General features: G+C 37.5%; 12 protein-coding genes. All 12 read left to right on the forward strand.

The annotated features are described in order from the left end of the window. The first annotated feature begins 8 nt into the window (after window positions 1-8). The 12 genes from RNZ47_RS15235 to RNZ47_RS15290 all read left to right on the forward strand — a co-directional run bounded on the left by RNZ47_RS15235 (window position 9) and on the right by RNZ47_RS15290 (window position 22,549). Window positions 9-2,093, forward strand: coding sequence for a hypothetical protein (locus tag RNZ47_RS15235; protein ID WP_311942302.1), 2,085 nt, complete (start codon window positions 9-11; stop codon window positions 2,091-2,093). 12 nt (window positions 2,094-2,105) lie between these two features. Continuing rightward, entirely contained in the window at window positions 2,106-3,782 is a 1,677-nt protein-coding gene (locus tag RNZ47_RS15240; protein ID WP_311942304.1) for a family 16 glycosylhydrolase, read from the forward strand. Window positions 3,783-3,899: 117 nt separating this feature from the next. After that, window positions 3,900-7,364 carry a 1,3-beta-D-glucan phosphorylase, GH149 family gene (locus tag RNZ47_RS15245; RefSeq protein ID WP_311942306.1) on the forward strand — a complete coding sequence of 1,155 codons (3,465 nt, stop codon included), beginning with the start codon at window positions 3,900-3,902 and terminating at the stop codon, window positions 7,362-7,364. Window position 7,365: 1 nt separating this feature from the next. After that, a complete protein-coding gene (locus RNZ47_RS15250) occupies window positions 7,366-8,637 on the forward strand; it encodes a glycosyl hydrolase family 17 protein (RefSeq protein ID WP_311942308.1) in 1,272 nt (423 codons plus the stop codon). Between the two features lie 2 nt (window positions 8,638-8,639). Next, window positions 8,640-9,647: a glycoside hydrolase family 2 TIM barrel-domain containing protein gene (locus RNZ47_RS15255; RefSeq protein ID WP_311942310.1), complete on the forward strand. Its 1,008-nt coding sequence runs from the start codon at window positions 8,640-8,642 to the stop codon at window positions 9,645-9,647. A gap of 37 nt (window positions 9,648-9,684) precedes the next feature. Beyond that, window positions 9,685-11,148: a glycoside hydrolase family 30 protein gene (locus tag RNZ47_RS15260; protein ID WP_311942314.1), complete on the forward strand. Its 1,464-nt coding sequence runs from the start codon at window positions 9,685-9,687 to the stop codon at window positions 11,146-11,148. 37 nt (window positions 11,149-11,185) lie between these two features. Then, on the forward strand, window positions 11,186-12,595 hold the full coding sequence (locus RNZ47_RS15265) for an MFS transporter (protein ID WP_311942318.1): 1,410 nt from the start codon (window positions 11,186-11,188) through the stop codon (window positions 12,593-12,595). Between the two features lie 10 nt (window positions 12,596-12,605). Continuing rightward, entirely contained in the window at window positions 12,606-13,544 is a 939-nt protein-coding gene (locus tag RNZ47_RS15270) for a glycoside hydrolase family 17 protein (RefSeq protein ID WP_311942321.1), read from the forward strand. A gap of 410 nt (window positions 13,545-13,954) precedes the next feature. Next, window positions 13,955-15,493: a T9SS type A sorting domain-containing protein gene (locus RNZ47_RS15275; RefSeq protein ID WP_311942324.1), complete on the forward strand. Its 1,539-nt coding sequence runs from the start codon at window positions 13,955-13,957 to the stop codon at window positions 15,491-15,493. A 472-nt stretch (window positions 15,494-15,965) separates the two neighbouring features. Further along, window positions 15,966-17,531 carry a T9SS type A sorting domain-containing protein gene (locus tag RNZ47_RS15280; RefSeq protein ID WP_311942328.1) on the forward strand — a complete coding sequence of 522 codons (1,566 nt, stop codon included), beginning with the start codon at window positions 15,966-15,968 and terminating at the stop codon, window positions 17,529-17,531. A 242-nt stretch (window positions 17,532-17,773) separates the two neighbouring features. Next, complete coding sequence (locus RNZ47_RS15285; RefSeq protein WP_311942330.1) at window positions 17,774-21,028, forward strand: SusC/RagA family TonB-linked outer membrane protein; 3,255 nt, start codon at window positions 17,774-17,776, stop codon at window positions 21,026-21,028. A gap of 12 nt (window positions 21,029-21,040) precedes the next feature. Beyond that, window positions 21,041-22,549 (forward strand): RagB/SusD family nutrient uptake outer membrane protein, encoded by a 1,509-nt coding sequence (locus tag RNZ47_RS15290; protein WP_311942333.1) that lies wholly within the window; start codon window positions 21,041-21,043, stop codon window positions 22,547-22,549. Window positions 22,550-22,731: the final 182 nt, after the last annotated feature.

Consider the following 22,731-nt stretch of genomic DNA (forward strand, 5'->3'; position numbering starts at 1 on the left):
AACAAATTATGAAAACATTAAAATATATTTTTAGCACGATCTTAATTATAGCTTTGGCATGGAGTTGTGAGGAAAACGTGTTTGGCGATACAGATTTTGTTGATAGCACTAAGGCTCCAACAAATCTATCGGCTGCGGTTAGTATTTCACAAGACAATACGGGCGTAGTAACCATTACACCCTTAGGTGAAGGTGTTGCAAGTTATAGTATTGACTTGGGCGATGGCTCTGAAATTGAAGAAGGCATTACTCCTGGCAATAGCATAGAACATGTTTATAAAGAAGGAACTTATGATGCAACAATTACGGCAGCGAGTATAAATGGGTTAACAACATCCATTACACAACCTGTAGTGGTGTCATTTAAAGCACCGGAAAATTTAGTTGTAACTATCGAGAATGATGCTGCAATTTCAAAGCAAGTAAATTTATCGGCAACCGCAGATTTCGCTACATCTTATGAAGCGTATTTCGGAGAGCCAGGAAACGATGACCCAATTCCTTTTAATATAGACGAAACCATATCGTATCAATATGCAGAGGCAGGAACATATACAATTAGAGTTGTAGCTATGAGTGCCGCTATTGAAACTACGGAGTTTTCTGTAGATTTTGAGGTAACCGCAATTTTACAACCATTAGAAGCTGCGCCTGCTCCAATTAGAGCACAAGCGGATGTGATTTCAATTTATAGTGATTCTTATACAGATCCAGATCCAATTGATTACAACCCGAATTGGGGACAATCAACAACGTATACGCAAATTGAAATTGGCGGAAACAACATGATTCAATATGGTGATATTACTTACCAAGGAATCGATTTTTCTAGCGTAGCTGTTGATGCTTCGGCCATGGAATATGTTCACGTTGATGTTTGGACAGCACAAGCAGGTTTCAATGCAAAAATATCTCCTATTAGTGCAGGACCAAATGAAACGGCTTATGATTTAGAGTTAACTCAAGATCAATGGACATCATTTGATATTCCATTATCTGTCTTTACAGATCAAAACCCATTGGTAGACTTTTCAAATATTATTCAATTTAAGTTTGAAGGTTCTCCATCAGAAGGTGGTACCATTTTTATTGACAACCTTTACTTTTACAAAGTGCCAACAGGCGTAGAAACTGGTATTGTTGGAACATGGAAATTGTCATCGGCAGCTGGATCATTAGGTGTAGGCCCATCAGTTGGTGATATTAGTTGGTGGAACTGTGATGATACTTGCGTATCAGACAGAGCATGTTATTATGATGATACTTATGTGTTTAACCAAGACGGTTCTTTCCAAAATGTATTAGGTGCCGATACCTGGGTTGAGGCTTGGCAAGGTGGTAGTGACTCATGTGGCGCTCCGGTTGCTCCTCACGATGGCTCAAACGCTGCAACCTATGTATACGATGAAAACACAGGTACAGTTACTCTAAACGGTACTGGAGCTTTTATAGGATTGCCAAAAGCAACCAATACGGGCGAACTTTCTAGTCCTGGCGATGCACCAGCATCGGTTACTTACAATGTTAGCTTTGTAGACCCAAATACCTTATCGGTATATATTGAAGCGGGAGCAGGTGTGTTCTGGCAGTATACCTTAGTAAGAGAAGGCGTGGTTAGCTCACCATTAACAGGAACATGGCAAATGGCGCAAGAGGCAGGAGCACTAGGTGTAGGACCAGCTCTTGGAGATACCACATGGTGGAATTGCGACGACGCTTGCGTTTCAGGTAGAGCATGTTACTATGATGATGCTTATGTGTTTGGAGCCGACGGTTCTTTCCAAAATGTATTAGGAACCGATACTTGGGTAGAGCCTTGGCAAGGTGGCAGTGATGCTTGCGGAGCACCTGTAGCACCTCATGATGGATCAAACCCGGCAACATTCACCTTCAATTCCGGCATATTGACATTAAATGGCGTGGGAGCTTATATCGGTTTACCAAAAGCAACCAATACAGGCGAGCTTTCAAGTCCTGGAGATGCGCCGGCATCAGTTATATATAACGTGTCTTTTATAGATAATAATACAATAAGTGTATCTATTGAAGCAGGAGCAGGTGTATTTTGGCAATATAAGTTAGTAAGAATCTAAAAAAATTAAATTATGAAAAACATAAAATATTATATCGGAATGTTTTTGGCACTAGCTTTAGTATTTACTAGTTGTCAAGACGATGATATTTCAATGGGCGAATTAATTGCCCCATCTAATGTCACAATTTCTGCCGAAGTTTTTGGAGTAGATGCAAGTAATCCTAACGGAGATGGATCCGGATTTGTAGATTTTTCTGCAACAGCAGATAATGAAATTAGTTACCAATATGATTTTGGTGATGGTAAATCAGAAATATCTTCAACAGGTAAAATAACCCATAGGTACACAACCACAGGGGTAAATACTTATACGGTTGTTGTTAGCGCTATTGGTGCCGGTGGAATTAAATCGAGCACTTCTATGGAAGTTGAGGTGTTTAGTTCATTCTCCGATCTTGAAGCTGTAGAAATGTTATCAGGAAAAGTAATAGGAGGCTCTAAAACATGGTATTGGGCCTCTAATTTGCCAACTCATGTTGGTTTAGGTCCTGTTGAAGATGATTATGGAAATGGTGAATTTGCCTATGAAGCATGGTGGAATTCCATTGGGCCTTGGGATGAGGAAAAATCATGTATGTACACCAACGAATTTGTATTTACTAGATTAGAAGAAGGCTTAACATTTGAACAAACCGTTGGTCCTGCATTTATACCAGGAACTTATGCTGGTGATTTAGGTGTTGCTGGCGATACTTGCCATGATGAAACCGTAGCTACAACCATGTTTGGTGTTAAAAATGTATCATTTGCACCTTCTTCATCTAAAGCAGCGCTTGAGGGTTCATATAATGAAGCACCTTACAGAGGCACTAGTTTCGAAATTGCTGATGGCGGATTTATGGGATGGTATGTTGGAGCATACACTTATGATATTATATCGATTACCGATGACTTTTTAGAAGTTAGAATTATTCAAACCGGCAATGGATTTGCTTGGTATCATAAATTCACCTCTGTAAAACCTGAAGAAGGAGCGGTTGAAGAATTTGAATCTCAGTACAATACACTGGTGTGGTCTGATGAGTTTGATACAGATGGTGTTCCGGATGCAGCAAACTGGACTTACGATACTGGCGCTGGAGGCTGGGGTAACCAAGAAGTGCAAACTTACACTACCAATGAAGAAAATGTAACGGTTAGCGGCGGATTACTTATTATAACAGCCAAAGCAGATGGAAGCGGTGGCTATACCTCGGCAAGAGTAAAATCTCAAGGTTTACAAGCGTTTACTTACGGAAGAGTTGAGTTTAGAGCTAAATTACCAAGCTCACAAGGAACTTGGCCTGCATTGTGGATGTTAGGTGAAAGCTTTTCTACCATTGGTTGGCCAAGGTGTGGAGAGATTGATGTTATGGAGCAAACAGGTTGGGACAAAGAAACAACTTTAGGAACATTGCATTGGTTCGATACAGGAACAAATGCCAATGCGTCTTATGGTGAAACAACAGCTATAGCCGATGTGTCTTCAGAGTTTCATTTATACTCTTTAGAATGGACTGAAGATAAGTTAACCGTAATGCTTGATAATGTGGCCTTTTTTGAAATGGACAACAATTCAGGTTTACCGTTTAACGATGATTTCTTTTTTATCATGAACATCGCCATGGGCGGAACTTTAGGTGGAACAATCGATCCTGGGTTTACCCAAGACACGATGGAAATTGATTACGTAAGAGTTTATCAATAAATAATTTGAGAGTCATTAAAAAGGCCGGCATTTTACCGTCCGGCCTTTTTATTCCATTTCTTATTTAAAATAGCGCTTTGGTCACTTAGTCGCATGCAATTCAAACGATTATAATTAATGAACAATACAGTTTTAACAGCAGATAAAAACGTTTTGAACCACACCCAAAAAGTAAAGGGTGAACTGGTGGATTTTGATGGCGAAGCGTATTACAAGATTTCCAATAGTGACGCTATGCGACCATTTTTTATGAGCATCGTTAGCGATTCCAACCATTGGATGTTTATTTCTAGCAATGGCGGTTTATCGGCAGGCAGAAAAAATTCTGAATCTTCATTATTTCCTTATTATACCGATGATAAAATAACCGAACTTGCCGATATTACGGGAAGCAAAACCATCTTTCAAATTCATTTAAAAGGAAAAACCTATGTGTGGGAACCTTTTTCGGAAAGACAGGCAGGACTTTATCAAATTACCAGAAACGTATATAAAAACAGATACGGCAATAAGGTTGTTTTCGAGGAAGTTAACAAAGATTTAAGGCTAACGTTTCGATATCAGTGGAGTTCAAGTAACCAATTTGGTTTTGTAAAAAAATCGACCCTTCAGAACAACTCCAATAAAGATTTAAACATCACTTGTTTAGACGGATTGCAAAATATTTTACCCGCTGGGGTAACTTCCGATATGCAAAACGCATACAGCAATTTGGTTGATGCTTATAAAAAGAACGAGTTGTTGCCAGAAGTTGGTTTAGGTATTTTTTCGTTAAGTGCCATTATTGTTGACAAAGCAGAACCTAGTGAGGCTTTAAAAGCGAACACGGTTTGGTCTGTTGGAGTTAAAAATCCAACGTATTTAATAGCGTCAATACAGCTTAATAATTTTAGAAAAGGAAATGCTGTAAAACAAGAAGAAGACATTCGCGCAGAAAAAGGCGCGTATTTTACGGTTTCAAATATAGATTTACAAGCCAATTCAGAAAAAAATTGGATGTTTATTGCCAATGTAAACCAAACCATTACGGGAATTACCCAAATTTCCGAACTCATAAAAAGTGAAAATGACGTAGTTCGTCTTATTGAAAATGATATTGAGTTGGGTACGGAAAACCTAATAAAATTAACCACAGCTTCTGATGGTTTGCAAGTAACCGCAGACCCTTTAACAAACACAAGACACTTTGCAAACACGCTTTTCAATATCATGCGTGGTGGCATTTTTGATGACGATTACAACATCGAAAAACAAGATTTTATAACATACATTTTGAAGGCCAACAAAGACGTTTTCAATACAAAACAGAAAACCTTAGAAGCCCTACCGGAAATTTTTCAATTAAAGGATATTAAAGCTTTCGCTGAACAAAGTGCGGATAAAGATTTTAAGCGTTTGTGTTTCGAATATTTACCATTAAAATTCAGCCGAAGACACGGCGACCCGAGCAGGCCTTGGAACAAGTTTTCAATAAACACAAAAAGTGAAATTGACGGTTCTAAAATTTTGGATTACGAAGGCAATTGGCGCGATATTTTCCAGAATTGGGAAGCACTGGCACATGCGTATCCAGAATTTATTGAGGGTATGATTCACAAATTTTTAAACGCCACAACTTTTGAAGGCTACAACCCGTACCGCGTAACAAAAGGCGGATTTGATTGGGAGGTTATTGAAGAAGACGATCCGTGGTCGTACATAGGCTATTGGGGCGATCATCAAATTATATACCTTTTAAAATTTTTGGAGTTTATTGAAAAGCATTACCCAAATAGATTGGAAAAACTATTCGACCAAAATATTTTTGTGTATGCCAATGTGCCTTATAAAATTAAGAGTTACCAAGACACTTTATCAAACCCAAAGGACACGATTGATTTTGATTATAAACTGAATGAAAAAATCAACGAAAGAAGGACCAAAATAGGCGCAGACGGGGCATTGCTTTTAGATAAAAATGCGTCCATTTACAAAGTCAATTTAATTGAAAAATTATTGGCAACCGTATTGGCAAAACTGTCTAATTTTATTCCAGAAGGCGGTATTTGGTTAAACACCCAACGCCCCGAATGGAACGATGCCAACAACGCTTTGGTGGGCAACGGTGTCTCAATGGTTACTTTATATTATTTAAACCGTTTTTTCAATTTCTTTGAAACGGTGGTATCGAAATCTGAAACCGAAAAGGTAGAGATCTCTTCAGAATTAAATGTATTTTTCAATGAAGTTGTTACCACATTTCAATCTCATAAAAACATACTTTCTGGGCATATTTCGAATAAAGACAGAAAAATAGTTTTAGATGGTTTAGGAAAGGCAGGGAGTAAATTTAGAAGCACTATCTATAAAAACGATTTTTCAAGCGATAAATCTTCTATAAACAAAACAGAACTTTTAGAATTTATCGGGGTAACAAAATCCTATTTACAGCATACCATTGATGCAAATAAACGAGCAGATAATTTATATCATGCCTATAATTTAATGACGGTTGAAAATAGCGAAGAAATTTCCATTTCATATTTATCCGAAATGCTCGAAGGACAAGTTGCCGTTTTAAGTTCGGGCTATTTAGCGCCAAAAGAAGCTCTGGATTTATTGGACGGATTAAAACACAGCGCACTGTTTAGAGCCGACCAATACAGCTATATTTTATATCCAAATAAAGACTTGCCTCGGTTTGACAAAAAGAACAATATTCCAGCCGAAAACGTGGAGCAATCCCAATTATTAAAGCAATTGGTTGATGATGGGAACACGCAGATAATTGAAAAAGATATTTTAGGAAATTTCCATTTCAACGGAAACTTTAATAACGCAAATAGTTTAAAGGAAGCGTTGCATAAATTATCGGATGAAAAATATAAACTGCTGATTGAAAAAGACACCCAATTCTTATTGGATACATTCGAAGCTGTCTTCAATCACAAAGCATTTACGGGACGTTCGGGAACATTTTTTGGTTACGAAGGATTGGGGTCAATTTACTGGCACATGGTTTCCAAATTGGTATTGGCGGTTCAAGAAAATGTACAGTTAGCCATTAACACCAATGAAAGCGACGACATAATAGGCAGATTGTTAGATCACTATTACGAAATTCAAGCCGGTATTGGCGTGCATAAATCTCCAGAATTATATGGCGCATTTCCAACCGATCCGTATTCGCATACGCCAGCAACAAAAGGTGCACAACAACCGGGAATGACAGGGCAGGTTAAAGAAGATGTGTTGAGCAGATTTGGGGAACTGGGCGTTTTTGTTGAAGATGGAAAACTGTTTTTCAATCCACGATTGTTACGAAAAAGCGAGTTCTTAAATTCATCAAAATCGTTTGAATATACCAGTATAAATAAAGAGGATAAAACCATTCAATTGGAGGCCGACTCATTGTGTTTCACTTATTGTCAAATTCCAATAATTTATAAAATTTCAGAAAACGAAACCATTAAAGTGGTTTATCAAGACAACACGATTCAAGAATTTCAGGATTTAAGTTTAGATGAAAAAACTTCAAAATTAATTTTTGAAAGAACGGGTGATATTAACCGCATTGAAGTTTCACTTAAAAATAGATTTTAAAATGACAACAACGCTTAGAAATACATTGATATTGTGCATTTTGATTGTGATGGTTGGCTGTGGGAATAAGCAAAAAAAAGAAGAAAACAACGTGGCAACAGAAAAACAGATAACAGCAAAAGATATTTTAGGAAACCCTGATTATTTGGCCATTTCTTATGGCGGTTATAGGCAAACGTCGCGGGATATTCAACCCACTATTGAAGAGCTTAAAGACGACATGAAGATTCTTGCCGCTATGGGTGTTAAAATACTGCGCACTTATAACGTTCAGTTGCAGCAAGCGCCAAACTTGTTAAAGGCTATTAGTGAACTAAAAAACGAAGATTCAAACTTCGAAATGTATGTTATGCTTGGCGCGTGGATAGATTGTAAAAACGCGTGGACAGACCAAACACCGGACCATAATGTGGAAAGCGAACAAAATGCTGGCGAAATAGATAGGGCAGTAGCCTTAGCAAAAGCCTATCCGGACATTGTAAAGGTAATTGCCGTTGGTAACGAAGCCATGGTGCGTTGGGCAACAAGCTATTTTGTGCAACCCAACGTCATTTTAAAGTGGGTCAATCATTTACAAGGTTTAAAGCAAAAAGGCGAGCTTTCAAAAGATTTATGGATTACAAGTTCAGACGATTTTGCCTCTTGGGGCGGCGGCGGTCCGAGTTATCATACACCGGATTTGGAAAAGCTAATTAAGGCTGTCGATTATGTTTCCATGCATACCTATCCGTACCATAACTCACACTATAATCCGGAGTTTTGGAAAGTGCCGGAAAATGAGCAAAACCTATCTGATTTAAAAAAGATAGATGCGGCCATGTTGCGGGCTTTTGAGTTTGCAAAGAAACAATATAATGATGTTTACAAATACGTAAAAAGCATCGATGCGTCAAAAACAATTCATATAGGCGAAACGGGTTGGGCAACGGTTTCAAATGGGCATTACGGCAACAATGGGTCCAGAGCTACGGATGAATACAAATCGGGATGCTATTATGAGTTGATGAGGGCTTGGACAAACAAAGAAAACATCTCTTGTTTTCACTTTGAAGCGTTTGATGAGCCGTGGAAAGATGCCAGAAATCCGTTGGGTTCAGAAAATCATTTCGGACTTTTTAAAGTCGATGGTCAAGCAAAACATGCCCTATGGGATTTGGTAGATAAAGGCGTTTTTAAAGGATTAACCAGAAACGGAAACCCTATAACAAAAACCTATAATGGAGATAAAGACGCTTTAATGAAAGACGTTTTAGTGCCGCCAATAAAAGAATAAAGATGAAAAACTATATCGTACTGTTTTTAATGGTTTGTGTTTTTGCATCGTGTAAAAACGAGGCTGAAAGCCCTGTGGTTTCGGTTAACGCGCGTCAAATTCTAGTAGATGGCTCACCCTATCTTATAAAGGGTATTTGTTATCATCCCGTGCCCAAAGGAAGCGATAAAAGGGACTTCAGCACCATCGCCCAAGATTTGGACTTAATGGTCGAGGCAGGTATTAATACCATCCGCGTTTATGCGCCTATTGATAACAAAGCGGTTTTAGACGACATACATGCAGCCGGAATTAAAGTGATTATTGGTTTTGGGTATAATCAAAAAGGAAAGTTTGATATACTTTCAGGAACATATATTGATTATGTAAACAAGTATAAAAACCACCCATCCATTTTAATGTGGGAATTGGGTAATGAATACAACTACCATCCAGAATGGTTCAGAGGCGACATAAAAAATTGGTATATAGCCATGAATGATGCTGCAGAACTTATCCATAAAAACGATAGCAATCATCCTGTAACAACAGCTCATGGCGAGCTGCCCGATGCATTGGCATTGTCAATGGGGCCAAATATCGATGTTTGGGGCATGAATGTGTACCGTTGGGACGATCCATCAAGTATTTTTTCCCAATGGGAGGCCGTTAGCGAAAAACCCATGTATTTATCCGAAGCAGGTGGCGATAGTTATATGACCATTTCAAAGGCTGGATTTGAAGAAGGTATTAATGAAAAGGCACAAGCTGAAGCCAATAAAAATATTTTAGACAAAATTTTTGAAAACCAAGAGGTTTGCTCAGGTGTTACCATGTTTTCATTTACAGATGGCTGGTGGAAAGCAGGAAATCCGGATAAGCAGGACATTGGTGGTTGGGCGCCCAACAGTAGCGGCGTGCCATACGACGGGGCTCCAAACGAAGAATTTTGGGGCATTGTAGATATCGATAGAAACAAAAAAGAAACATTTAGTGTTGTAAAAAATAAATATAATCAGTTAAAAAATTAGGAAAATGAGGCAATGTAATTATGTAACAATCTTTATAATGGCGATAGTATTATCAAGTTGTAATGTGAAAGGTAAAGCGTTGGATTTTGAGGTTTACGAAACATCGGAAAGCGGAAATAAGCTAACCAGAATTACCGAATTTAAAACACTGGATAGTGTTGTTAAAATAACTTTAAACCCCGAAAAAACGTTACAAACCATTACAGGTTTTGGCGGTTCTTTTACGGAATCTTCAGCTTATTTGCTGAACAAGTTGAGCAAAAAAAACCGCGATACCATTCTTCAGGCTTATTTTGGTGAAGAAGGCGCGCGCTATTCATTAACAAGAACCCATATTAGTTCCTGTGATTTTTCATTGAGTAATTACACCTACGCACCGGTTGAAGGTGATATGGAATTGGAAAACTTCTCCATTGAAGAAGATCGTGACGATTTAATTCCAATGATAAAAGACGCGATGGCGATTTCAAAAGATGGTTTCAAAATTATAGCCTCACCTTGGACGGCGCCGCCATGGATGAAAGATAACAATGCCTATGTTGGTGGCGAGTTATTGCCACAATATTACGATACATTCGCCCTGTTTTTTTCTAAATATTTAGACGCCTATAAGGCAGAGGGCATTGATATTTGGGGTTTAACGCCTGTTAATGAGCCTCACGGAAACGGCAATAATTGGGAGAGCATGCACTTTTCGCCCGAGGCAGAAACAGATTTTGTTCAAAATCATTTAGGACCAAAACTTGAAGCCAATGGTATGGGAGCCGTTAATATTCTTGGTTACGACCAAAATAGAGCCGGTTTAAAAGAATGGGTCGATGCCATGTTCGCTACCGAAGAATCTTCAAAATATTTTGCCGGTACAGCCATTCATTGGTATGAGAGTACTTATGATTATTTCCCAGAAGCTTTACAATACGCGCACAACAAGGCACCAGAAAAATACTTGATAGAAACCGAAGGCTGTATAGATTCTCAAGTTCCGGTTTGGCAAGACGATGCTTGGTATTGGAAAAAAGAAGCCACAGATTGGGGCTATGATTGGAGAGAGCCCGAAAAAAAATATTTACACCCAAAATACGCACCTGTAAATCGTTACGCAAGAGATATTATTGGTTGCTTAAACAATTGGGTTGATGGTTGGATAGATTGGAATATGGTATTAGACAGACAAGGTGGACCAAACTGGTTTGAAAACTGGTGTGTCGCCCCGGTTATTGTGGACCCGGAAAAAGATGAGGTTTACTTCACGCCACTATACTACACCATGGCACATTTTAGCAAATATATAAGACCTGAGGCTAAAGTTATTTCGCATGATAATTCAGATGAAACCCTTATGGTCACAGCTGTTAAAAATCCTGATGAATCCATCGTATTGGTGTTATTCAATGAAGGTGATACGCCTAAAAGTTTCAATATTAATTTAAACGAACAATCTATTGCTGTTTCAATAAATGAAAAAGCCATTCAAACTATAGTCATTCCAAGTCAACAATAAAAACACCTGCACAATGCTAACTAAAAACTAAAAAAGTATGTCTAAAACGAATAAAGTACCCATGGGTCAAAAAATAGCTTTCGGAATTGGTATGTTCGCTAACCAAATGTTCCCTGCTATTCTGGGCATTTTTATGGTAGTTCTAGTGCAAGATTTAGGTTTTCCTGGGTGGATGTGGGGTATTCTGTTTTTTCTTCCAAGGGTGTTTGATGCTTTTACCGATCCAATTATGGGTTTTATTTCAGATAATACAAAATCCAAATGGGGAAGACGCAGGCATTATGTTTTTCTTGGTGCATTAATTATGGGCATCTCTTTTGTTATAATGTGGCAATTATATAGAACAGACGGTGTAAACTATAATTTTACATACTTTTTAATTTGGTCTTTTGTGTTTTATTTAGGGCTTACCATTTTTAGTGTTCCTTATGTGGCTATGGGTTACGAAATGAGTAATGATTTTCATGAACGCACGGATATTATGGCTATTGCCCAATGGATAGGCCAATGGGCTTGGGTAATTGCGCCTTGGTTCTGGGTTTTTATGTACGATCAAAACTTGTTTGAATCGGCAGATGTAGCAACACGAAGTTTGGCTGTTTGGGTCGGTGTCGCTTGTATGGTTTTTGCCATGGTTCCTGCAATTTTTATACATAGTAAATCGACAATTAATGAAAATTATGCGCCTTTAAATTTTAAGACCATTGGCGGTAGTTTAAAAAAGATTTTCGAAGGTTTTAAAGAAGCATTTAAATCGGTGCCTTTTCGACAATTGTGCATCGCCACCTTTTTTATTTATAACACCTTTTATACTATTGCGAGCTTTTCGTTTTTCATTGTAGTTTACCATTTATTTGGAGGCGATGCCGGAGCGGCAGGAATCTGGCCCACCTTATTTGGCAGTGTGGGTGCTTTGGCTACCACCTTTATTGTTATTCCGATAATTACCGGAATGTCTAAAAAAATAGGTAAAAAGAAAGCTTTTATAGTCTCACAAGCAATCTCAATAATAGGGTATATTCTACTTTGGTTCCTGTTTATTCCAGGGAAACCGTATATGTTTTTATTTGCACTTCCGTTTTTTTCATTCGGAATTGGAAGCTTGTTCACATTAATGATGTCTATGACTGCTGATGTTATCGATTTGGACGAATTAAACACCGGGCAACGTCGCGAGGGTGTTTTTGGAGCTATTTATTGGTGGATGGTTAAATTTGGGTTTGCCATTGCTGGATTGTTAACAGGCACCATTATGTCGGCCGTAGGATTTGACCCAAATTTGGCTACCCAACCAGAAGGTGCCGTTTGGGGGCTTAGGGTGTTTTATTCAGGATTTCCTATCGTAGGTACTTTAATTGCCATTTATGTGATGCGTAATTATGATTTAACCGAAGAAAGAGCGAATGAAATAAGTGAGCAGTTAGAAAAACGTAAAAGTACACCATAAACACAGTATTATGTCTCTCAAAACAGGAAATATATTGTCGCTCTCTGGTGGCAATCATGAAAATAAAACGACAAAAGGATTACAAAATACATTTAATAGGGTATTAAAAAGTGGTATGCACGGCATTTGCTTTAGTGCTTACGAGGAAGGACAGGAAGCCGGAGATCAAATTACCGAAAAACAAATCCGCCGACGCATGAAAATTATTAAACCATACACCAAATGGATTCGTACTTTTTCATGCACAGACGGAAACGAACTTATTCCCGTAATTGCTAAAGAATTTGGTATTAAAACAATGGTTGGTGCTTGGTTAGGTAATGATGCCGAAATTAACAAAAGGGAAATTGAAGGCCTAATTAAACTGGCTAAAGAAGGATTTGTAGGTATTGCTGCCGTTGGAAACGAAGTGATGTACAGGGGTGATTTAACCGAGGCGGAACTTTTAAGTTTTATGCAACAGGTTAAGGAAGCTATTCCAGAAATTCCAATGGGCTACGTTGATGCGTATTATGAGTTTACAAAACGCCCAAAAATCACTGAAGCTTGCGATATTGTTTTGGCAAATTGTTATCCTTATTGGGAAGGATGTAGTCTGGAATATTCTTTAATTTATATGAAGGATATGTTTAACAGAGCATTAAAAGCTGCCAACGGAAAAAAAGTTATAATTACTGAAACAGGCTGGCCTAGTCAGGGTTCAGGGTTGCATGGTGCTGTGCCTTCTTACGAAAACGCCATAAAATATTTTATTAATACTCAAGAATGGGCCAAAGAAGATGATATTGATGTGTTTTATTTTTCTTCTTTTGATGAGTCATGGAAAGTTGGAACCGAAGGCGATGTTGGTGCTTACTGGGGCTTATGGGATAAAGATGAAAAATTAAAATATAAAAACAACATTCTTGGTTTTAATACCTCGAAGCATTCTTTAATAAAAAGTCGGTAATTTTCTTTTCATTAGTTCGTTTTCCTTTAAAAAAATATCAAATATTTATTGCAACTAACTATCTGTCAAGCTAAGCGGGATTACCAACTCAATTTCTTACGGTTAAACTCAGAAATTTACCACTACATCACCCATGCAAATGGCTTTATCTGGAACGATGAAGCTTTTTTTTGGGGAATGGCAATAAGTCTTACAAACCCCTATATTCGTATAATGCGTTTTGTTAAAAATAGAATAAACCCTGGTTTTTATTGCGTTGTATACTTTTTGTAGTGCTCTCAAATAAGAATTTCTCATAGTTTTATTAATATATTTATTAAAGCGACAAATTCAGTTTTCATTTCGCTTTAACAAAAGCATACTTTAAACACTGAATTTGTTTTAATACTAATAATTCTTAAAACTAAATTATGATGAAAAAAATTACTTTATTTCTTTCAAAAATCACATGGTCTATTGTTACACTGGTATTTATGGTAAGTATGTCTGCTTCCGGACAAACCCCAGGAGGCGATTGGTATTTAAAATGGAGCGACGAATTTAATGGGAACTCTTTAAACACTAACCATTGGAATGTTGAAGTTGGGAATCTTAACATAAACAATGAGTTACAAACCTATACTGCCGATAGAGTGACGGTTGGCAATGGCCATTTAACAATATTTGCCTCTTGGGATTTTCAAGAAAACCGTATGGAATCGGGTCGAATAAATTCGGCTGATAAAATCGTATGGGACGAAGGTTATACCGAAGCACGAATTAAATTTGAAGATTGGGACTGGAATGGAAAAGATGCAACTTTTGCTGCATTCTGGTCGATGGGAGAAAGTTTTGGTAATCCAAATATAAGCGCCCATAATGTAAATGGTGGTTCGGCATGGCCAAGTTGCGGGGAAATTGATATGATGGAAATGGTTCCCAATCACGACGCCATTTCTACAATCCATTACAATCCATCATTAGACTATAATGGCGATGGCGATTCAGACGTTCAAAACTGGCCGCACAATTGGGTTTATTATACCGTAAGCAGGCCTGCTCCAGATTGGACACAGTGGCATACCTTTGGTTGTGAAAAAACAGATACCGAGCTAAAGTTTTATATAGATGGCGTCTATTTTGGTTCGCATTATTTAGATGAAACAAGAAAAGAGTATCACCAGCCTTTCTTTTATATTTTAAATGTAGCCATAGGCGGTGATTTGGCAGGCAATCCTCCAAACAATTATGACGTTTATGTAAAAATGAATGTTGATTACGTGCGCTATTATAAACGCCCTTGGACTATTTCATTAAAAGGCAGCAACAACAAATTTGTGAGTTCCAATAATGGTTCGTCGGCAATGATGTGTGATCGCCCAAGCGTTGGAGACTGGGAAAAATTTGATATCATAGATCAGGGTGACGGAAAAGTGGCTTTAAAAGGTTCTAACGGAAAATATGTAAGCTCAAATAATGGTGCGTCGCAAATGAAATGTGACCGACAAAGCATTGGAGGATGGGAAGTTTTTACCTGGGTTGATTTGGGTAACTCGCAATTTGCTTTAAAAGGAAGCAATGGAAAGTACGTAAGCTCTGAAGGTGGCAACACAGGAATGATGTGTAACCGCTCAAGCATCGGAGCGTGGGAAACATTTAACTACCAAACTACTACCCACTCTGCTAAAAATAGCGCCAAGAATAAAAACTTATTATCTGATGACATTAATGAAAACTTATTATCGGATATCACTGTATTTCCAAACCCCGCAATAAACACGCTAAACATTAATACTGAAGAAAAAAATTATACCTTATCGGTATTCGATATGCTAGGTAAGCAAGTTTATAAAGCATCTGATATTAGTGGTGCCACTGCAATTAACGTAGAAAAAATGAACTCAGGATTGTATGTAATAAAAATAAACTCTGAAAACCGAACACATACCCAGCTCGTGGTGGTTAATTAATGCTTTCCGAACCAATAATTAAAAGCTGTTTCGCTTACTTCGAAACAGTTTTTTTTTTTTTTTTACACTTTTTTTATATGAATACAGGTCAATTTGCATCAAAATATTTACTGCAATCACCTTTTCTTCAAGGTAATACAGAGTCATAGATTGGTTTCTTGTAGTACAACTCAAATATTTACCACTACATCACCCATACAAAACGGCAATATGTCAACCAGTAAAGCTGTTTTTAAAAGCACCATAAACCGCACTATTGCCCTGTAGCTGTGCTCTGTTTTATGAAAAATTAGATAAAGCATAACTTTTATTGCGTTGTATGTTTTTTGTAGTGCTGTTAAATGTGAATTTCACACAATTTTGTCAATATATTTATAAAAATGGCAAAGTTAGTTTTTAGTAGGTTGAAGTTCGACCTCACGTAAATACTGGTTTTGTTTAAATATTAACTAATTCATAAAACTAAATTACGATGAAAAAAATTACCTTATTACTTATCTTTTTGACTGTGTCTCTTGGATTTGCGCAGCCAACAACCAATGCTACCGATCCGCAGGCTAGAGATGCAGGAGATGTTATTTCTATTTTTAGTGGTGCCTATACCGATGTGGCTGGATCGAATTTCAACCCAAACTGGGGTCAATCTGGTTTTGGCACTGCAAATACGGCTTTCGATCCCGGGACGGGAAATACCGTATTGGCTTATACCAACTTTAATTATCAAGGCGTTCAATTTGGATCTACTCAAAACATATCAGGAATGGAATTCTTGCATGTCGATATTTATATCGATGGTACATTCAATCCTAATGTATTTGTGATTAGTTCAGGTGCTGAAATTGCCCATGCCATCACAAATACGGGAGCAAATACATGGATTAGTGTAGATATCCCTGTAACTGGAATTACGGGAGACACTTCTAATGCGATTCAGTTCAAGTTCGACGGTGGCAATGGATCTACAGACGCTATCTATGTAGATAACTTATATTTTTGGAAGGCAGCAACAGACCCTGCAACAGATGCAACATTAAGCGACCTGCAGGTTGACAATGTTACGATTACTGGTTTTGGATCGGCTACAACGTCTTATGATTACTCCGTTCCACCGGGAACCTCAGTAGTACCGCAAATTACTTTAGCGACTACAACTAATGCCGGTGCATCACGTGTAATAACTCAAGCGTCTGGTATTCCCGGAACAGCTACGGTGGCCGTTACAGCTTCAAATGGGATAGATACGGAAACATACACAGTTAATATTTTTGCTAGTGGCCCTCCTACAGCTGCCCCATTACCCCCTAATAGAGCACCTGCCGATGTGAAGTCAATTTTTAGTGACGCCTATACCGGTATTACAATTGATACTTTTGATACACCATGGTGTCCCGGAACAACAACAGAAGAGTCGATTTCCGGTAATGCCATGAAAAAAGTTAGTGGCTTAGGTTGTGAGGGTGTAGAATTCATAAACGGTAGATTTGACGCTACAGAGTTTACTCATTTTCACATGGATATTTTTACAGAGACAGCAACCATGGATAAGAGTTTCAATATTAAATTTTCCAACTGGGATAATGGCACATCGGAATCAAACGCTATAGAATATTCTGTAACCAATGCAAATTTCTTAACCAATCCGAATCCAGGTACATGGATATCTTTAGATATACCTTTATCTGATTTTACCGCTGGAAGTAGAAATGATATCACACAGTTTATAATAACATCAGATTTGGGAACTGTTTATTACGATAATTTATATTTATATAAAGGAACACCTTTAAGTACCGATGACTTCGAATTATCGGTATTCAAAGCATATCCAAACCCCACACATGATAGTTGGACGGTGCAATCTAAAAACCAAAATATAGCATCCATTAAAGTGTTTGATATTTTAGGAAAACAAGTGTTATCACTTTCTCCCAATTCAAGCGAAGCAAACATTGATGGATCGAGCTTAAAAACCGGATTGTATTTTGCACAAATACGTACCGAGAATAGTTTACAAAGTATAAAGCTTGTGAAAAAATAAATAAAACCATATATGTTTTAAAACCCTATAAACGCTGTTTATAGGGTTTTTTTATACGCCATGTTTCTCTTTTATCGCTGTGCTCTCTTAACTTAATATCAATCGATTAAAATGCTGTGTTAATTTAATTTAGGTGTTAAAATTTTGAATTACTAAAAATATTTCTTTAATATTGCATTATGTATTACATAATACTTAATACGAAAAACTAACGTTATTTAACTAATTCAAATCATTTTAGTATGAAAAAAAGAAAGTTTAATATCAATTATTTGATATTTATTTTGCTTTTTTCTTTGCCAATTCTAACTTTTGGTCAAGAAAAAACAATTACGGGAACCGTGGTTTCAGCCGGAGACAGTATGCCATTGCTAGGTGCAACGGTTGTTGTTAAAGGTACAACTACAGGAGCGTCAACAGATTTTGATGGAAACTACACCATTAGTGCCAACACAGGCGATGTTCTTGTGTTTAGCTATGTTGGTTATACATCAAAAGAAGTTACGGTAGCAAGCGAAACAGTAATTAATGTGTCTTTAACTGAAGACGTAGCAATGCTGGACGAAATTGTTATTACAGGTTATGGTAAGCAAACCAGATCCACTTTAACAACTTCGGTATCTAAATTAGATACACAAATTTTAGAAACATCAACACGATCTAATGCTGCAACTGCATTACAAGGAACCATTGCTGGTTTAAGGGTAACAAACACTACGGGACAACCGGGGTCTACGCCACAAATTGTTTTACGTGGTGGTACTAATTTTGACGGTACGGGTTCTCCATTAATATTAATTGATGGTATTCCTGGGTCTTTTTACGCATTAAACTCAGACGATATCGAGTCTATCGAGGTGTTAAAGGATGCGGCAGCTACCGCAATTTACGGTGCAAGATCTGCTAATGGTGTTATTTTGGTAACCACAAAAACAGGTAAGGTTGGAAAATCTTCTATCAACTACAGATATAAGTATAGTACCAATAATGAAAGAAACGACCAAAAGTATATTGGTGCTGCAGATCATATCAATTACAACAGACAGTCGATTGCTTGGTATAGAGAAGTAGTTAATAACCCTGGCAGCTTTGGTGCGTTTTTAAATGGAAACCACAGTGCGGCGACAGGTAATAACACAACCAACGATCCGTTTACTACGCAGCTTTTAACAGCTTCAAACCAATATTTATTAAACCAACCTGGATGGATGTCTATTCCAGATATTTTAGATCCAAGTCAAGACATTTTATTTTTCGATAATAAAGGTGTTGGCGATCGTATCTATCAAAATAGCGAATCAAAAGACCACTATTTATCATTTGACGGTGGTAACGAAAAAGGGACTTACTATTTAGGTTTAGGGATTTTGGATAATGATGGTTTAATTTTAGGGTCTGGATTTAAAAGATACTCAGGGAAATTTAGCGGTTCTTACCAAGTAACCGATAATATTAAGGTAAACTCGAATATTTTATATTCACACTCTAATTTAAATTTAAGTCCTTTAGGTGGAGAAGATACTGTTTTTAGAAGATTCCAAGGACAGGCTTCAACCTCAAGAACTTACGATAGTAACCCTGATGGAACTTGGTCTGACCAATATGCCGTAGGGCAAAACCAAGGCTTTGGTAACCCACTATATTACCAAGATAAATTTGTTAGAAAAAATTTAGAGCAACGTTTATCGGCATCGGTTGGTATTAACTGGGATATTATTGAAGACTTAACCTTAGCGGTAACAGGAAGTCATTTTACAATTAATAACCATAACGAAAGCTTTAATAGAGCTTACCGCGTAGGTAGTACTACAGGGCCTTTACGTACAGGTCGTGAAGCAGGTGTTAGTTTAGGCAGAACATTGAGAAACCAATTAACAGGTACATTAAACTATACCAAAAAATTTGGCAATCATAACTTTAACGCCTTAATTGGTGCGGAGTATTTTAAAGATAACGGCTTTAGTACGTTTGCTGGAACAAGAAACTCACCAACAGATTTAATTGAGACGCTTAACGCAGGTGCAGAAGCTGATGGTATTCCTTCAAGTTTTGAATCTGAGTACGTGATAACATCTGCTTTTGGTAGATTGCTTTATGATTTTGATGATAGATATTTATTTCAGTTTAATTACAGATATGATGGTACTTCAAGATTGGGTAATAATAAATTCGACTTTTTTCCAGGTGTATCTTTTGGATGGAACGTGCATAACGAATCATTCTTTGAAGAGTCTTCATTAAGCAACACGGTTTCTAGATTAAAACCAAGATTAAGTTATGGTGTCGCTGGTAATATAGATGTATTAAGCAATTATGGTGTTTACGGTTCTTATGGAGAGCAAGGGGTTTACAACGGTCAAACAGGTTATGCAAATTCTTCTTTACCAACGTTAGATTTATCATGGGAAAAATCAACCACCTTTAATGCTGGTTTGGATATCTCATTTTTAGATAACAGAGTGTCAATCATTACCGATATTTACTCTAGGGACATTAAAGATAAATTAGCAACTCTTACCTTGCCATACTACACTGGATTTGGTGGTATATTAACCAATAACGGAACCATTAGAAATAAAGGTTTTGAATTGCAGGTAAATGGCGATATTATTAGAAACGACGATTTAACTTGGAATGTGGGCGCTACGTTTACCAAAAACAAGAACTATGTGCAGAAACTTCCTGAAAACGACAACGATTTAAACAGACAAGGCGGTACATTAATTTGGAACCCAGATACACAGCAAGAAGAATGGGTAGGCGGTTTCCAAGAAGGACAACGCTCTGGTCACGATTTAGTAGTTGCTTTCGAGCAAGCAGGTATTTATGCTACACAAGCTGAAGCCGATGCAGACAATGCCATTACCGATACCTATATGCCAGGAGCTAGCCGTAATCAACGTTGGGCTGGTGATGTAAAGTGGGTTGATCAAAACGGCGATGGTGTGATTGATGGCTTGGATAGAAAAGTTATTGGACGTACCACTCCAGATTTTGTTGGTGGTATAACCACAAGTTTACAATACAAAAACTTCAATTTATTTGTTAAAACCGATTTTGCTACCGGACATTTAGTATGGAATCATATTAGAAACAAAGGTTACGGGCAAACACAAGGTAACTTGGCACAGCCTATTGAAGTGTTGGATTCTTGGACACCAACAAACACCGATACCGATTGGCCGCGTTTTGTTTTTGTTAACGGAGCTAAAAACGTATGGAGAGGTAATGAAGGTTCGGGTAGTTTACAAACAGAAGCAAACAATAGGTTCTGGGAAAAAGGCGATTACTTAGCATTGCGCGAAATAACTTTAAGTTATAATGTACCAACAGAGCATTTTAACGATGTTATTAAAAGATTAAACATATATGTAACGGGTACTAACTTGCACTATTTTAAAAGTATGAGTGGTGATACACCAGAAGTTGGTGGTGTGCAATATGGAGAATTTCCAGTTCCTAAAACATTTACAATAGGACTTAACGTAACATTTTAAATTTTAAAAAAAATGAAGAAGTATATATATATATTTATAGCTGTAATGACTTTTAGTGCTTGCGAGAGTGAACTTGAATTAACAAGCCCTAGTCAATTAACAGCAGCAGGTTTTTGGGATACCGAAGAAGGTGCAAAAACCGCACATACAGGAATGTATGCAAACTTAAGATCATCAGCGGGAACGCTATGGTTATTAGGAGAAATGAGAAGTGATATTTGGGGTGGACGAACTTACGAGTCGCCTTCAAACGAATCATTAATAGAATCTAACATTACAATTGCCACAGCACCTTTTGGTGGATGGGCAGGTTTGTACACTAGAATTCACAGGATAAATGACTTTTTGGTAAACTTGCCAAATGTAGAATTTAACGACGAATCGGAAAAAAATCATTTATTGGGTCAAGCTTACGGGTTGCGTGCATTGTACTATTACACTATGCTTAAAACTTGGGGCGATGTGCCAATTATTTTAGAACCATTTACCGATATCGATCCAGCAGGATTAAGTAGAGCAAGATCACCTCAAACTGATGTAATGGCGCAAATTAAATCGGATATAGCTGCATCTTTAAGTGCATTTGGATCTGATGATAGCTATTGGGAAGGTAGCCGCGTGTTTTGGTCTAAGGCTGCAACCTTAGCGCTTAAAGGCGATGTGTTTATCTGGTCTGGAAACCTATTGGGTGGCGGAAACGCAGATTTTACAGAAGCTAAAGCTGCTTTACAGCAAATCGCATCTTTGGGTGTGAGTTTAGAGCCAAGTATCGATAACCTATGGGGCGTATCAAACGAAGGTAACAACGAGTTCATTTTTGCTTATCAATATAAACAAGACGAAGCAGAGAACTTTTACAATAGCTTAACAGGTAGAAGTACTGAAATTAACCCTCAGTTTGATAGTATGGGGAATTCTATGAGTAGTTTTATTATCGCTGGAGCTAACCGATATGGTCAGTCTGAGAAAACCATTTTGCTTTTAGATGATAATGATGATGCTCGTAAAGAAGCTACCTTTATTAGATTATATACCGATGATAATGGAGGCGCTGGATACCCTACGTATAATGAGCCTACATACTTTGGTTCTATATTTAATAAATTTTTGGGAGAAGTAAATGGTAGTGAGCGTATTTTTGAAAACGATGTGCCATTATACAGATATGCCGATGTACTTTTATTGTTGGCCGAAGCAAAAAATCATTTGGGTGAAGACCCATCGGGAGAGATTAACCAAATTAGAGCTAGAGCTTACGGTGCAAATTATGTGCCTGCAACCCATGCTTACGTTAACAGTACCCAAACCGATAACGCCAACGCTATTTTAAACGAGCGTTACAAAGAGTTTATTGGCGAAGGTAAGCGCTGGTGGGATTTAAGAAGAGCTGGAGATAGTTTTGTTTACAATAACATAGTTTATATTTCTTCAAGCGATAGCCAGTTGTTGTTGTTACCAATCACAGAAGACATGATAGGTAGGAACCCATTATTGGACCAAACTCCTGGATATACCAATTAGATTAGTAGCAATTGTTTGAGTTAGTTTGAAAAGAGAGTTTTAGTTTAAAAAACTTAACTCTCTTTTTTATCCTTTGAAAACAACAAAACAGCATAAAATTATTAAGTTCGCTTTATGAAACTTCCATAGCGAGAATTCGATTCCCAAGGATATGATTATATGGAAGCTACATGTGACCATTG

The organism is Hwangdonia seohaensis (assembly GCF_031932625.1).
GTDB classification, from domain to species: domain Bacteria; phylum Bacteroidota; class Bacteroidia; order Flavobacteriales; family Flavobacteriaceae; genus Hwangdonia; species Hwangdonia seohaensis.